At 67.5% G+C, this 14,316-nt stretch carries 12 protein-coding genes; 7 read left to right on the forward strand and 5 right to left on the reverse strand.

Annotated features, from left to right (window positions below; genetic code table 11):
• The first annotated feature begins 30 nt into the window (after positions 1–30).
• Positions 31–1,035, forward strand: a complete 1,005-nt coding sequence (locus tag ACF8LI_RS23575; protein WP_392414367.1) for a fimbrial protein — start codon at positions 31–33, stop codon at positions 1,033–1,035.
• 88 nt (positions 1,036–1,123) lie between these two features.
• On the opposite strand, the gene ACF8LI_RS23580 is transcribed toward ACF8LI_RS23575, so the two are convergent.
• The 5 genes from ACF8LI_RS23580 to ACF8LI_RS23600 form a co-directional block, all read right to left on the reverse strand.
• Entirely contained in the window at positions 1,124–2,080 is a 957-nt protein-coding gene (locus ACF8LI_RS23580; RefSeq protein WP_392414368.1) for a Bug family tripartite tricarboxylate transporter substrate binding protein, read from the reverse strand.
• A gap of 44 nt (positions 2,081–2,124) precedes the next feature.
• Positions 2,125–3,126 (reverse strand): tripartite tricarboxylate transporter substrate binding protein, encoded by a 1,002-nt coding sequence (locus ACF8LI_RS23585; RefSeq protein ID WP_016450801.1) that lies wholly within the window; start codon positions 3,124–3,126, stop codon positions 2,125–2,127.
• A 65-nt stretch (positions 3,127–3,191) separates the two neighbouring features.
• Positions 3,192–4,244 carry a hydroxyacid dehydrogenase gene (locus ACF8LI_RS23590; RefSeq protein ID WP_392414369.1) on the reverse strand — a complete coding sequence of 351 codons (1,053 nt, stop codon included), beginning with the start codon at positions 4,242–4,244 and terminating at the stop codon, positions 3,192–3,194.
• Positions 4,244–4,921 carry an RraA family protein gene (locus ACF8LI_RS23595; RefSeq protein WP_392414370.1) on the reverse strand — a complete coding sequence of 226 codons (678 nt, stop codon included), beginning with the start codon at positions 4,919–4,921 and terminating at the stop codon, positions 4,244–4,246. Before ACF8LI_RS23595 ends, ACF8LI_RS23590 begins: the two co-directional genes overlap by 1 nt.
• Before the next feature lie 65 nt (positions 4,922–4,986).
• Positions 4,987–6,204 carry an alpha-hydroxy acid oxidase gene (locus ACF8LI_RS23600; RefSeq protein WP_392414371.1) on the reverse strand — a complete coding sequence of 406 codons (1,218 nt, stop codon included), beginning with the start codon at positions 6,202–6,204 and terminating at the stop codon, positions 4,987–4,989.
• 83 nt (positions 6,205–6,287) lie between these two features.
• Here ACF8LI_RS23600 and ACF8LI_RS23605 point away from each other — a divergent pair, with 83 nt between their 5' ends.
• From ACF8LI_RS23605 to ACF8LI_RS23630, 6 genes are all read left to right on the forward strand, one after another.
• Positions 6,288–7,208 carry a LysR family transcriptional regulator gene (locus tag ACF8LI_RS23605; protein WP_070080863.1) on the forward strand — a complete coding sequence of 307 codons (921 nt, stop codon included), beginning with the start codon at positions 6,288–6,290 and terminating at the stop codon, positions 7,206–7,208.
• Positions 7,209–7,499: 291 nt separating this feature from the next.
• Positions 7,500–8,342, forward strand: coding sequence for an N-acetyltransferase (locus ACF8LI_RS23610; protein WP_047327859.1), 843 nt, complete (start codon positions 7,500–7,502; stop codon positions 8,340–8,342).
• Positions 8,339–8,860, forward strand: a complete 522-nt coding sequence (locus ACF8LI_RS23615) for a phage tail protein (protein ID WP_017406229.1) — start codon at positions 8,339–8,341, stop codon at positions 8,858–8,860. The genes ACF8LI_RS23610 and ACF8LI_RS23615 overlap by 4 nt, the downstream gene beginning before the upstream one ends.
• A gap of 18 nt (positions 8,861–8,878) precedes the next feature.
• Positions 8,879–9,379: a phage tail protein gene (locus tag ACF8LI_RS23620; RefSeq protein WP_017406228.1), complete on the forward strand. Its 501-nt coding sequence runs from the start codon at positions 8,879–8,881 to the stop codon at positions 9,377–9,379.
• A gap of 28 nt (positions 9,380–9,407) precedes the next feature.
• On the forward strand, positions 9,408–9,950 hold the full coding sequence (locus ACF8LI_RS23625) for a phage tail protein (RefSeq protein ID WP_017406227.1): 543 nt from the start codon (positions 9,408–9,410) through the stop codon (positions 9,948–9,950).
• A gap of 29 nt (positions 9,951–9,979) precedes the next feature.
• The gene (locus ACF8LI_RS23630; protein WP_392414372.1) at positions 9,980–14,239 is read left to right on the forward strand and encodes an IPTL-CTERM sorting domain-containing protein; all 4,260 of its coding nucleotides are present in this window, start codon (positions 9,980–9,982) and stop codon (positions 14,237–14,239) included.
• Positions 14,240–14,316: the final 77 nt, after the last annotated feature.

Below are 14,316 nucleotides of genomic sequence, written 5' to 3' on the forward strand. Positions count from 1 at the left end.
CTCTCCTGCATCGTTTCCGGTTTCATTCATATGAAAAAAATCAGATATTTTCTCATTCCGGCAACGCTTTGCTTTTCTGTAAGCTCCATTCATGGAGGCATGTTTACCCCGGCAGCATCCATCATCCAATTACCGGAAATCATCAACGTTCCCGCAGGAAATATCATGAATGGATCAGTGCTATGGGAATCGCCCATGGTCAAATCCACCCTCGACACCATTTCCTACAGTGTGCTTTCGGGGCCATCTTCAGAAATATGGCCCCAAATCATGAACCCCACTACGCTGGACGGCGATATCTACTCCACATCTTTGCGCGGAATAGGAGTCCGTTGGCGTGCCATATGGAAAGCCAGGAATTTCCCCAATGGCAAAACCATGTCCATCACCACTACGTCCAACAATTCAGGAGCCACGGGATGGCAAAAGGATGATGTACATGAGCAAACCATATGGATGCAACTCATCAAGACAGGCGCCGTTCAATCGGGCACTTTCAGCGTCAGCAGCTATGCAACCGCCCGGTTTGACTGCAATAGCCTTTGCAATATCTGGTCCGTGATGGCGGCCGGCAGCACCGTGGTGCGCACAGGCGCCAGTTGCCGGGTGAAGACGAGCAACATCGCCGTGAACCTGCAGCGAATCAACAGGTCACAGTTCAACGGGATAGGCGCTACCTCCGCGCCCCAGCCATTCGATCTGGAACTGATCTGCACCGGGGGCGATGCCAATTCCACCCTGCGCCCGTTCGTCACGCTCACGGATGCCAACGATGCCGCCAACCGCTCCGATGTGCTGACGGTGACCGGAGGGGCTGCCGGCATCGGCATCCAGATCCGCAGCAGCGACAAGGTCATCAGCTACGGCGAGGACTCCGCCAACTTCGGCAATCCCAACCAGTGGCAGGCGGGCATCATCACCCCAAACACCAGCAACCACGTGATTCCATTGACGGCGCGCTATGTCCAGACCCAGCCCTCCGTCACCACAGGCCTGGCCAACGGACGGGCCACCTTCACGCTCAACTACCAGTGACCTACCAGTGACCTGCCAGTGACACGCTGGCTGCATTGCGGCTATGCAGGCGCCCGCGCCGATCCTGCACTGCCGCACCCGGCTGCGCTCACTCGGCTCTGGCCCCCGACACCCGCACCTGCTCGGCCGCCACGGGCATCTGTTCGCGCACGAAGCGCCAGAACGCGTCCACGCCCATGGGCTTGACGGGCAGCGAGCCCTGTTCGATGAACTGCTTTTGCACCTCGGGATTGCGCAGCGCCGTGGCCAGTGCGCCGTTCAGGCGCTCCAGCGCCGCACGCGGCGTGCCGGCCGGGGCAACCAGCCCGTACCAGGAGTCGGTGTAGAAGCCCTTGACGCCTGCTTCCTCGAAGGTGGGCACATCGGGCAGGGCCGGCAGGCGCTGGCGTGAGGCCACGGCCAGGGCGCGCAGCTTGCCTGAGCGGATGAAGGGGATGGCGCCCGTGGTGAGTACGAAGTCCACGCGGCCCGCCATCAGGTCGGTCATGGCCGGGGCCGTGCCCTTGTAGGGGATGTGGGTGACATCCACGCCCGTGAGCTGCTTGAAGCTGGCGCCTGCCAGGTGCTGGCTGGAGCCCACGCCGCCCGAGCCGTAGTTGAGCTGGCCCGGCCTGGCGCGCGCCGCCTCCAGCAGATCGTTGACCGAGCGCAGCGGCGAGGCCACGGGCACCAGCAGCACGCTGGGCGAGGTGGTGATCATGCCGATGGGCGCGAAGTCCTTGAGCGGGTCGTGGTTGAGCTTGGCGTAGAGCGCGGAGTTCAGGCCGTGCGAGGCCACGGTGGCCAGCATGATGGTGTTGCCATCGGGCCTTGCGCGGGCCGCCGCGTCGCTGCCCAGGTTGCCGCCCGCACCGGCCCGGTTGTCGATGGTGATGGGCTGGCCCAGGGCCTCGCTCATGCGCGTGGCCGCCAGCCGCGCCACGTTGTCGGAGGGGCCGCCCGCAGGCCAGCCCACGATGAGGGTGATGGGGCCTTGCGCCAGGGCCGGCAGGGCCAGGGCGCACAGGGCCAGCGCAGCCAGGCTGCGGCGCGACAGAGGGGTCATGGCAGTCGTCCTTGTCCATTCAAAGGTTTGCATGGCCAGGGCCTTCAGGGCTTGCCGTCCTGCCAGGGCATCTCGGTCCAGAGCTTGCGAAAGCCGGCCTCGGTGCGCTCCAGCTCGGCCGCGTAGGCGGGCGGTGCCAGGTAGCGCAGCGGCGCGTACATGGCCTCGGCCTGCTGCCTGAACTGCGGGTCGGCCGCGATGGCGGCCACGGCATCGACCAGCTTTTTGCGCACGCCTTCGGGCAAGCCCTTGGGCGCTGCCAGGCCGCGCAGGGAGGCCAGCTCGATATCGATGCCCTGCTCCTTGAACGTAGGCACCTGGGGCGCCAGCGAGCTGCGCGCGGCCGACATCTGGCCCAGCAGGCGGATGGGAGTGCCGCCCTTCTGGTAGGCCAGCACCTCGCCCACGTTGATGGCGCCAATGGTGATCTGCTGGCCCGTGGCGGCGGCGCGCACCTCGCCCGCGCCCTTGTAGGGCACATGGGTGAGCTGCGTGCCCGTGGCCTTGGCGAACAGCAGCATGGCCAGGTGGTCGTCCGAGCCCGTGCCCGTGGTGCCCACGGTCACGGCGCCGGGGTTGGCCCGGGCGTAGGCGGCCAGGCCGGCCAGCGTGGTGATGGCGTTGCTGTTGTGGATGGCAAAGCCGCCTGGGTCGTCCACCAGGTTGCCCAGCAGGTCGTACTGGCTCCAGTGGAAGCTGCTCTTGCGCTCGATGGGAATGGTCAGCACGTTGGGCGTGTTGATGAAGCCGATGGTGTAGCCGTCCGGCTTGGCCCGCGCCAGTTCGCCAAAGCCGATGCCGCCGCCCGCGCCGGGGCGGTTGAGCACGACCACGCTGCCGCCCAGCTTCTTTTCCAGATGGCGGGCCAGCAGCCGCGCCACCAGGTCGGTGCCGCCGCCGGGTCCGTAGGCCACGATCATCTCGATGTTGCGCGAGGGATAGGGGGCCTCGCCCTGAGTCTGGGTCTGAGCCTGAGCCAGGGCCGGCAGCGCCATGCAGGCGGCGGCCAGGCCTGCGCACAATGCGCGCCTTGCTTGCTGTGTCATCTTTGTCTCCTGGGTCGCCTCTTGCAGTGGTCTGAGAGGCTTTGTAGTCATGGTGAAGGAAGCGGCTAACGGGACGGGGAACGGGACGGGTCCAAGGCCCGGGCGATGCGCTCGCGCGCATGCGGCCAGACCTCGGGATTGACCAGGCGCGCGGGCCGCTGGCCGTCGGCCAGCAACTGCACGATCTGGGTGGCGGCCAGCTCGGCGTTGTTGCGCCGGGCCTCGTGCGTGACACCGGCGGTGTGGAAGGTGGCCACCACCTGGGGCAGGGCCAGCAGCGGATGGGAGGCGGGCGGCGGCTCCTGGTCCCAGACATCGAGCCCGGCGCCGGCCAGGTGGCCGCTGGCCAGAGCGGCGTGCAGGGCGGCCTCGTCATGGATACCGCCGCGCGCCGTGCTCACGAAGATGGCGCCCGGCTTCATGGCCGCAAAGGCAGCGGCGTTCATGAGCCCCAGCGTGGAGGCATCGCGCGGGCAGTGCAGGGAGACGATGTCCGCGCGCTGCAGCAGCTCGTCGAAGCCGACGGCCTCGGCCCCGCGCGCTGCCAGGCCGGCCGCGTCGTAGGCCGGGTCGCAGCCGATCACCTGCATGCCGAAGGCCCGGCCCAGGGCCGCGACGCGGCTGCCGGCCTCGCCCACGCCCACCAGGCCCAGGGTGCGGCCGCGCAGCTCGTGGCCCATCACGTCCTCGCGGCTGAAGCCCCGGGCAGGGGCGCGCAGCAGGCGGTCGGATTCGTTGATGCGGCGCAGCACGGACAGCATCAGCCCGATGGCCATCTCGGCCACCGAATCCGCGTTGCCGCCCGACTGGTTCATCACGGCCACGCCGGCGCGCGTGCAGGCCTCAATGTCGATGGTGTCGCAGCCCGACCCGCTGGAGGACACGGCCAGCAGATCGGGGCAGCGCGCCAGCAGGTCCGCCGTGGCGAACCAGTGGCGCGGCAGCTCGTCCTTGGCTGCCGTGATCTGGTAGACCTGTGCGCCGGCCAGGGCCTGCCAGGCGGCGGCATCGTCGCCCTCGCGCCGGCAGGTGATCAGCTGCACGCCAGGCGCGGCCGAGACGATGCGGTCGAAGGCCGCATCCAGCCAGTAGTCGAAACGGACAACGCGGCGGTCCATCACAGCACCCCCTTGGCGGCCAGCGTGCGCACCACCCAGGAGCGGTCGGCGCGGCCTGCGGCAATGGCGGCGAGCACGTCGGCCTCATCGCGCTGTATGGCCTCCACGCGGTCGGCAATGGCGGCGGCCTCGGCGGCGGGCACGGCCAGCAGGCCGTCGCCGTCGCCCAGCACCAGGTCGCCCGGGTGGACGACCATGCCGTCGATGCTGACGGGCACATGCAGCTCGCCGGGGCCGTCCTTGTAGGGGCCGCGGTGCGAGACGCCGCGCGCATACACGGGCAGCTCATGCTGGCCGATGGTGTCGCTGTCGCGGATCAGCCCGTCGATGACGATGCCGGCCGCGCCGCGCGCCATCATCAGCGCCAGCATGATCTCGCCAATGATGGCGTTGGGCCCGGCGCCGCCCGCGTCCACCACGATCACGTCGCCGGGGCCGCAGATGTCGATGGCCTGGTGCACCATGAGGTTGTCGCCGGGCCGCGTGCGCACGGTCAGCGCACGGCCCACCAGCGGCCCCTGGCGGCGGTGAAAGGGCTGCAGCGCCGAGGTGCCCGTGGTGCGGCTCATGGCGTCGCTGACATTGGCGACCGGAAAGCCGCGATAGCGCTGCAGCAGCGCATCGCCAAGGGCGGCCTCGGGCCGGGCGTGGATATGGAATCCGGGAATCTTGCTCACTGCTGTGTCTCCGTCTGTGTCCGTGTCTGTGTCTGTTGTCTGTGTCGATACCGCTGTCTTGCCGCTCAGAACGCATCCCAGGCCTGCGCATGGCGCACGCAGGCCGGCGTGACCTGGTCCAGGCGCGTGGCGCCCAGCATGGCCATGTCGCGCAGCACCTCCTCGCGCAGCAGGGCCATGGCATGGGCCACGCCCGCCGGCCCGGCCACCGAGGCCGCGTAGTTGAAGGGCCGGCCCACGAACACGCAGCGCGCGCCCAGGGCCAGGGCCTTGAGCACATCGGTGCCCCGGCGCACGCCGCTGTCCAGCATCACCGGCAGGCCGGGCACGGCGCGCACGATGCCGGGCAGCACGCGCAGCGGTGCCACGGCGCCGTCGAGCTGGCGCCCGCCGTGGTTGGAGACGATGAGGCCGTCGGCCCCGTGGTCGCGCGCCAGCACGGCGTCTGCGGCCGAAAGAATGCCCTTGACCACCAGTTGCCCCTGCCAGCGCTGGCGGATGGCGGCCAGATGCGGCCAGGCCAGATGGGAGCGGTCCGAGAAATCGCGCATCACGCTGGCCGACAGGATGGGCGCGCCCCGGTGCGCATAGTTGTTCTCGAAATGCGGCATGCCGTGGCGCCACAGGGTCTTGAGAAAGCTGCCGAACAGCCAGCGCGGATGGCTGATGCCCTGCCAGGCCAGGCCCGGCCCGGGCCGCAGCGGCGTGGAGAAACCGGCGCGCACATTGTTCTCGCGGTTGGCGGCCACGGGCGTGTCCACGGTGATCACCAGGGTCTGCACGCCGGCGGCGGCCACGCGGTCCAGCAGCGCATCGATCTGGCCCTGGTCGCCCGGCAGGTAGGCCTGGAACCAGGTGTGGGGCGCGGCCGCCATCACCTCCTCCAGCCGGATCAGCGAGGAGCCGCTCATGATGGCCGGCACGCCCGCCTGCTGTGCGGCCTGGGCCAGCACCAGGTCGCCCCGGTAGGCCGACAGCGCGGCAATGCCCATGGGCGCCACGCCGAACGGCGCTCCGTAGCGGCGCCCGAACAGCTCGAAGGAGGGGTCGCGCTGTGCCACGCCCACCAGCGCGCGCGGCACGAAGGCCAGCTCGGCAAAGGCGCGGCGGTTGTCCGCCAGCGAGGCGTTGTCCTCCACCGCCCCGCTGATGTAGGCATGGATGGGGCGCGGCAGGTGGCGCCGCGCCAGCCGCTCGAAATCGTCAAGCGACAGCACGCCGCGCAGGCGGCGCGGTGGCGTGGCGGAAGCGGCAGGGACGGCAGGGACGGCAGGCGTAGGCATTGCCAGCCAATGTAGGAGGGCACAATTCCAAAGAAAAGCGAAATAAATAGGAATCAATGTTTCGCTTTTGTGAAAATATCGCCATGACCCTCAAACAGCTCGAAGCCTTCTACTGGGCCGCCACCTGCCTGAACTTCAGCGTGGCCGCCGACCGCGTGCACCTGTCGGTCTCATCGCTGTCCAAGCGCATTGCGGAGCTGGAGGCCTCACTGGGCGTGCAGTTGTTCGACCGCAGCGGCCGCGCCGCCGAACTCACGCCCCAGGGCGAGCAGCTGCTGCCGCGCATCCGCGAGCTGCTGCACGGCGCCGCCCAGCTGCGCGAGGCGGCGGGCCGCAGCGTGGGCCTGCAGGGCCGCTGCCGCATCGGCTTTGGCGAACTCAGCGGCCTGACCTGGCTGCCCCGGCTGGTGCAGAAGGTGGCCGAGCTGCACCCCGACCTGCAGCTGGAGCCCCACACCGACATCGGCCAGGTGCTGGAGCAGCGCATCGTCGATGGCGAGCTGGACTGCGTGGTCATCGCCGGGCCATCGTCGCGCAGCAGCCTGGCCTTCGAGCAGGTCGCCCAGGTGCGCTTTGTCTGGGCCGCCAGCGACGACTTCATCGCCCGCGCCGGCACCGGCCTGCCCCGGCGCCTGGTGCGCGAGCAACTGCTGATCGCCCTGCCCACCGGCTCGGGCGCCACGCGCACGCTGGACGACTGGCTGGGCCGCCACGGCCTGGCCGTGGAGCGGCGCCTTTCCTGCAACAGCTGGGGCGCCGTGGTGGGCATGGTGGTGGACGGCCTGGGCTTCACCTACATGCCCGAGCAATGGGCCCTGGCCCTGCAGCAACGCGGCCGCCTGCGCGTGCTGGACGGCGGCGCCGAGGCCGCAAAGCACAGCGCGCTGGCCCCGCTGACCTACACCGTGCAATGGCGCCGCGACGATGCCCGGCCGCTGATCACGGAAATGCGCGAGATCATCCGCAGCGTGATCGATTTCCCGGCGCCGCGCTGTTTGAGTTGAATATCACTGATTTCAGGGATATTCAAAATGGCAATCCTGTAGTATTTGAATGAACAATCAATATCAACAATAAAACTCATCAATACATTGATAAGACATTATCAATTTCAAATATCAATCGATTCAGTTCCTTCCCTATGGGAACACTCGTCTTTCGCATGGATTTCTTGGCATACTGAAAATCCTTTCTCAAAGAAATTTGACAATCCTTTGCAAAACCTGCCTATGATTTAACAACTCTTTTCAATTATTCGCGACTGGAACTCCTGCGTTTCCAGTCGATTTCCATTCATGAGCACTGCGCCTGCCCATACCAGTCTCCGCAGCCCTCACGCCGAATCCTGCGGTGCGCTGGCGCTTCAACCCATTGGTTCCGGCGACGAAGCCGCTCTCCTGGCCATCTTCGCCTCCACACGCGAGCAGGAGCGCGAACAATTCGGCTGGCCCGAGGAGCAATGGAATGCCTTCATTCGCCAGCAGTTCATGGCGCAGCACACCCAGTATTCGACGGCCTACGCCAACCCCAGTTTCGATCTGGTGCTGCGCGATGGCGAGATAGCGGGCCGGCTGTATGTGGACCGCAGCCCGCAGGAAATCCGCGTGGTGGATATCGCCCTGCTTCCCAGGCACCGTCGCCAGGGCGTGGGGCGGCAGTTGCTGCAGGCTTTAACGGATGAGTCAGATGCCCTGGGCATTGACCTGGGCCTGCATGTGGAGAAGAACAACCCCATCCTCGGTCACTACCAGCGCCTGGGCTTTGCCACCGAGGCCGATCGCGGCGTGTACTGGTATATGCGCCGCGCGCCGCAGCCTGCGCGCATGCCCGGCCTTGAGGATTTCACCGGCCTGGTCGGCACCGATTTCGCGTTGCATCTCCCCGGTGCCGCGCCCGTGGCGCTGCGCCTGGAAACGGCCACGGTCACGCAGGGATTGCTGGCCTCGCGCTGCTCGCTGCGCTTCAAGGGGCCTGACATCGGCCGCCCGACCCACGACACCTACCTGCTTTCCCACGAACGCCTGGGACGCTTTGCTCTGTTCCTGGGGCCCGTCGTGGATGCGGAGCCGGGGCAAACCAGCTACCAGGCACTCATCACACGCATGAACACGTCGATCAAGGAGGAGGAGACGCCATGAGCGAGGCATACATTGGAGAAATCCGTCTTTTTGCGGGCAACTTTGCCCCCCAGAACTGGGCATTGTGCGACGGCAGGCTGGTTGCCATCAGCGAGAACGAAGCACTCTTCGTGCTGCTGGGTACCACCTATGGCGGCGATGGCGTCACCAACTTCGCACTGCCCAACCTGCAGGGCCGGCTTCCTATTGGCCAAGGCCAGTTGCCGGGCGGGAGCAACCGCATTCTGGGCCAGCAGATGGGTGTGGAAGACGTAACGCTGAACATCAACCAGTTGCCCGGGCACACCCACCAGTTCTCGGCGGCCGGCGCCGCCAGCACCAGCAAGCCACAACAGCAGGTACCGGCAGCCGTCACGGGGTTCAACCTCTACGCCCCCTCACCCGCAACGACTGCCGCCACCCTGGGACCCAGCTCGGTGCAGATCGTCGGCGGCGGGCAGCCGCACAACAACGTCATGCCCAGCCTGGTGCTGAGCTACATCATCTGCCTCTTCGGCATCTTCCCCAGCTTCACATAGCACGGACAGGAGCACTTCATGGAACCCTTTCTCGGAGAGATCCGCGCATTCGCCTTTGGCCAGGTCCCAAGGGGCTGGCTGCTGTGCAACGGAGCGATTCTGCCGATCAGTACGAACCAGGCCTTGTTTGCGCTGCTGGGCACCAAATACGGCGGCAATGGCTCGACGAACTTCGGCCTGCCCGATCTGCGTGGTCGCACGCCCATTGGATACGGTGGCGGCGTTGTGCTCGGCTGGATCGACGGTACGGAAAACGTCACGCTGACCCCCAGCCAGATGCCCCAGCACACCCACCAGCTGCTGTCCAGCGCCGCGGTGGCCACCACCAATGTCCCCGGCGGCAATGTGATGGCAGAGGCCGCCAATGGCCTGTCTGCCTATGGCGCGCCCACCGATTCCTTCATGGCTGCCGCCGCCGTGGACATCAGCGGCGGCAGCCAGCCTCACCAGAACATGCAGCCCTCGCTGGTCATCAACTGGTGCATCGCCAGCTCCGGTATCTTCCCGCCCCGCAACTGAACAAGCCGCCCCCCAAGGAAACATCCATATGGCAGATCCCTTCTACGGCGAGGTCCGCGCATTCGGCTTCTCCTTCGCTCCTGTCAACTGGGCCTTTTGCGCAGGCCAGACCATACAGGTACAGCAGAATACAGCGCTTTTTGCGGTCATCGGAAGCCGGTTCGGCGGTAACGGAACCACCAATTTCATGCTGCCCAATCTGCAGGGCAAGGCCGCCATGGGCGCCGGCACGGGACCTGGACTGAGCTTCCGCGACATCGGTGAAACCATGGGCACAGCCACCGAAACGCTGACCCTTGCGCAGATACCGGCGCACAGCCACGGCATCAGCGCCCAGGGCGCCGGCGCCACGGCGGCCATCCCCAGCGGCAACTTGCTGGCGCAGGGCATGCAAGGCGTACCGCCCCGGGGCAGCGCCAGGCCCACCTATGCAGCGGGAGCTGCCACTTCGGCCATGGCGCCGACAGCGCTGCTGCCCGTCGGCGGCAACCAGGCCCACAGCAATATGCAACCCGTTCTGGCGCTGAATTTCTGCATCTGCCTGTCCGGCGAATTCCCCGTCAGGCCCTGACGTTCTTCCACCTCCAGCCATTGCCCGCCATGCCCACCAACCACACCCCCAGGCCCAAGTCCGCTTCACGCATGCTGTCCATGTGGTTTGCGTGGTTCATCGGGTTGGTGATGGCACTGGCGGCTCCAGCCCATGCCGCAGTGGACCGGGGCATCATCGACTTCGGGAGCAGCGCCACGCCTGGCGCCTTCTCGGATGTTGCCCCGGACTACAACGGGCTTCGCTTCACCGGCCAGTGGTCTTATTTCGCTGCAGCGGACCTGCAGGCAGGCACCCCGGGAATCACCACGTCCGGCGACGCCATCACCTCCGCCACCCTTGACGGCAACGCCATCATCAAGGCGGCCAATGGCACGGACCGCTTCAGCCTCGCACGGGTGCGCATCCATGCCTACGGCTCCATGACCCAGTTCACACTCGCGGGCTATCGCGGCGGCAGCCCCGTGTCCGGTGCCAGCGTGATCGTCACCAAGACGACGGCCATGACCCAGCAATTCGTCCCTATCGATCTGAGCGCGCTGGCGGATGTGGACGAAGTACGGGTATCCAACAATGCCACGGTTGGCGAAGGCGGCAACTTCGCCTTCGACGATCTGGCCGTCGACCCCTTCCCCCCTGCCACACCCACGGCGACGGCGCTGTCGCCCACGAGCGGCCTGGCCGCTGGCGGAGATCTGGTCACCATCATCGGAGCCAACTTCACCAACGTGATCGACAGCCCCATCGTGACCGCCGTGAGCTTCGGCGGCACGCCGGCGACCAGCTTCACGGTCGACAGCGCCACCCAGATCACGGCCACGGCACCGGCAGGATCGGGCACGGTGAACGTGACCGTCACGACGGCAGGCGGCACCAGCGTCACTACCGCAGCCAATCAGTTCACCTATCTGCCCGCGCCCACGGTGACATCCGTCTCGCCCAACTTTGGCCCGCAGGCTGGCGGCACCAGCGTGGTCATCACCGGCGCCAACCTGTCCGGCGCCACCGCCGTGCTATTCGGCGCGACAACCGCCAGCTATGTCGTCAACAGCGCCACCCAGATCACCGCCACCTCGCCTGCGGGTACAGGCACGGTCGATGTGCGCGTCACAACGACGGGCGGCACCAGCGCCATCAGCGGGGCCGATCAATTCAGCTACCTGGCAACGCCCACGATCACCAGCATCACGCCCACGGCAGGCCCGCAGGCGGGTGGAACGATGGTCACCATCACGGGCACGAACTTCATCGGCACCACGGGCGTGAACTTCGGCGCCTCGGCAGCGACCAGCTTCACGGTCAACAGCGCCACCAGCATCACGGCCACGGCGCCGCCCGGAACGGGCACGGTGGACATCCGCGTCAGCAACTCCGTCGGCACCAGTCCCGCCGTTGCCGCTGACCAGTTCACTTATGTGGCGGCACCGTCGGTCACCTCCATCTCGCCCACGGCAGGTCCCACCGGCGGCGGCACCACGGTGACCATCACCGGTACCGGCTTCGCCGCAGCACCTGGCACCGGCGCCGTGCGCTTCGGCGCCGCGACCGCCACCTACACCGTCAACAGCAACACCCAGATCACCGCCACCGCGCCCGCAGGCAGCGCCGGCACGGTCGATGTGACGGTGACCACGGTGGGCGGCACCAGTGCCACCAGCGCAGCCGACCAGTTCACCTATGTGCCCGCGCCCACGGTGACTTCCATCTCGCCCACCAGCGGCCCGACCAGTGGGGGCACCACGGTGACCATCACCGGCACCAACTTCTCCGGCGCCACGGCCGTGACCTTCGGCGCCACGGCCGCCACAGGCTTCACGGTCAACAGCGCCACGCAGATCACGGCCACAGCGCCTGCCGGCACGGGCACGGTAGACGTGCGCATCACCACCGTGGGCGGCACCAGCGCCACCAGTGCGGCCGACCAGTTCACCTACGTGGCCGCACCCACGGTGACTTCCGTCTCGCCCACGGCAGGGCCCACCGCAGGAGGAACCTCGGTGGTCATCACCGGTACCAACCTCTCCGGCGCCACGGCCGTGACCTTCGGCGCCACGGCCGCCACGGGCTTCACGGTCAACAGCGCCACGCAGATCACGGCCACCGCGCCTGCAGGGTCGCCGGGCACGGTCGATGTGCGCGTCACCACGACTGGCGGCACCAGCGCCACCGGCGCGGCAGACCAGTTCACCTACGTGGCCACGCCCACGGTGACCTCCATCTCGCCCTCCAGCGGCCCGCAGGCAGGCGGCACCACGGTGATTCTTACCGGCACCAACCTGGGCGGCGCCACGGCCGTGACCTTCGGCGCCACGGCCGCCACGGGCTTCACGGTCAACAGCGCCACGCAGATCACGGCCACATCGCCTGCCGGCACGGGCACGGTCGATGTGCGCATCACCACCGCGGGCGGTACCAGCGCCACCAGCGCGGCCGACCAGTTCACCTATGTGCCTGCGCCCACGGTGACCTCCATCTCGCCCACCAGCGGCCCACAAGCGGGCGGCACCACGGTGACCCTGACCGGCACCAACCTGTCCGGCGCCACGGCCGTGACCTTCGGCGCCACGGCCGCCACGGGCTTCACGGTCAACAGCGCCACGCAGATCACGGCCACCGCGCCTGCCGGCACGGGCACGGTAGACGTGCGCATCACCACCGCAGGCGGTACCAGCGCCACCAGCGCGGCCGACCAGTTCACCTATGTGCCCGCACCCACGGTGACTTCCGTCTCGCCCGCAAGCGGTTCTTCGATTGGTGGCACCACGGTCACCCTGACCGGCACGAACTTCACCGGCGCCACGGCCGTGACCTTCGGCGGCACGGCCGCCACGGGCTTCACGGTCAACAGCGCCACGCAGATCACGGCCACAGCGCCTGCGGGATCGGCGGGCACGGTCGATGTGCGCGTCACAACGACCGGCGGCACCAGCGCCACCGGCGCGGCAGGCCAGTTCACCTATGTGGCCATCACGGTGACGCCCGCGACGCTGGCCGGCACGCCCAAGGTAGGCGTCTCGTTCAACGAGACCCTGACCGCCAGCGGCGGCGCAACGCCCTACACCTTTGCAATGGCCGGCGGCAGCACGCTGCCCACAGGCCTGTCGCTGTCGCCCGCCGGGGTGATCAGCGGCACGCCCACGGCGGCCGGAGCCTTCAGCTTCACGGTGCAGGCGACCGACAACAGCAGCATCAGCGGCCAGCGCACCTACAGTGGCAGCGTGACGGCAGCCACGGTGGTGCTGACGCCTGCAGCTTCCACGCTGCCGGCTGCCAGGCTGAACACGGCCTATGCAGGGCAGACCTTCACTGCCAGTGGAGGCACGGCGCCCTACACCTACGCCAGCAGCGGCACGCTGCCGACCGGAATGACGTTCAACGCCAGCACCGGTGTTCTGAGCGGCACGCCCACCGCTGCGGGAAGCTTCACCTTCACCATCACGGCCACGGACTCCTCCACGGGCACGGGTGCTCCGTTCACCTCGGGCAGCACCAGCTACACCCTGGTGGTGAACTCCACCAACGCCGACCTCAGCGCCCTGGCACTGAGCAGCGGCACGCTCGCACCGGGCTTTGGTGCAGGCACCCTGGCCTACACGGCCACCGTGCCCAACAGCAGCAGCACCGTCACAGTGACGGCCACCGCAGCCGATGCAGGCGCCACGATCCTGGTCAACGGCGCAGCGGCTTCCACCCCGGTGGCGCTGAATGTGGGCAGCAATACCGTGTCTATCGAAGTCACGGCGCAGGACGGCACGACCAAGAAAACCTATGTGGTGACGGTGACGCGCGAGGCCAGGCAAAGCGCCTCGGGCTCGGGTGTGGATCTGGGCATTGCCAACAGCAGCCCCACCTGCACGCTGACTGCGGCCAACTTCACCTCGCCTTCTGCCGTGGCCGGCTCGCTGGGCCCGCTGCCGGCGGCCTTTGCCTACCCGCAGGCCGCCGTGGACTTCACGGCCAAGCAGTGCGCCCCCAGCAGCACGCTGACCGTGACCCTCACCTTCACGTCCCCCGTGCCCGCCAACGCGCAGCTGATGAAGTACGACGCCACCGCAACGCCCAAGTGGCAGCCCTTCACGCCCACCATCAGTGGCAACCAGGTCAGCTACACCATCGTGGACGGCGGCCTGCGCGATGACGACAAGACGGTCAACGGCGAGTTCGTGGACCCCGTGATCCTGGCCGTGCCGGCTCCCCCATCGGCACAGAGCATTCCCACGCTGGACCGCTGGGGCCTGCTGCTGCTGTCGCTGATGGCGGGAGCAGCCGGCTTCATGGGCATGGCGCGCAGGCAGCGTACCGGACGGTAAGACGCGTCAACAAGCAACCCGCGCTGCTGCATGTCGGCAGCGCGGGTTTGCTTTTGGTGCTCTACAGAAAGCCCCGT

Source organism: Delftia sp. WSY_12, from assembly GCF_043104645.1.
GTDB lineage: Bacteria > Pseudomonadota > Gammaproteobacteria > Burkholderiales > Burkholderiaceae_C > Comamonas > Comamonas tsuruhatensis.

Coding starts and splice junctions, on each gene's coding strand:
- ACF8LI_RS23630 (WP_392414372.1), top strand. CDS start 9,980: ATGCCCACCAACCACACCCCCAGGCCCAAGTCCGCTTCACGCATGCTG.
- ACF8LI_RS23600 (WP_392414371.1), bottom strand. CDS start 6,204: ATGCCTACGCCTGCCGTCCCTGCCGTCCCTGCCGCTTCCGCCACGCCA.
- ACF8LI_RS23605 (WP_070080863.1), top strand. CDS start 6,288: ATGACCCTCAAACAGCTCGAAGCCTTCTACTGGGCCGCCACCTGCCTG.
- ACF8LI_RS23625 (WP_017406227.1), top strand. CDS start 9,408: ATGGCAGATCCCTTCTACGGCGAGGTCCGCGCATTCGGCTTCTCCTTC.
- ACF8LI_RS23590 (WP_392414369.1), bottom strand. CDS start 4,244: ATGGACCGCCGCGTTGTCCGTTTCGACTACTGGCTGGATGCGGCCTTC.
- ACF8LI_RS23615 (WP_017406229.1), top strand. CDS start 8,339: ATGAGCGAGGCATACATTGGAGAAATCCGTCTTTTTGCGGGCAACTTT.
- ACF8LI_RS23610 (WP_047327859.1), top strand. CDS start 7,500: ATGAGCACTGCGCCTGCCCATACCAGTCTCCGCAGCCCTCACGCCGAA.
- ACF8LI_RS23585 (WP_016450801.1), bottom strand. CDS start 3,126: ATGACACAGCAAGCAAGGCGCGCATTGTGCGCAGGCCTGGCCGCCGCC.
- ACF8LI_RS23575 (WP_392414367.1), top strand. CDS start 31: ATGAAAAAAATCAGATATTTTCTCATTCCGGCAACGCTTTGCTTTTCT.
- ACF8LI_RS23580 (WP_392414368.1), bottom strand. CDS start 2,080: ATGACCCCTCTGTCGCGCCGCAGCCTGGCTGCGCTGGCCCTGTGCGCC.
- ACF8LI_RS23620 (WP_017406228.1), top strand. CDS start 8,879: ATGGAACCCTTTCTCGGAGAGATCCGCGCATTCGCCTTTGGCCAGGTC.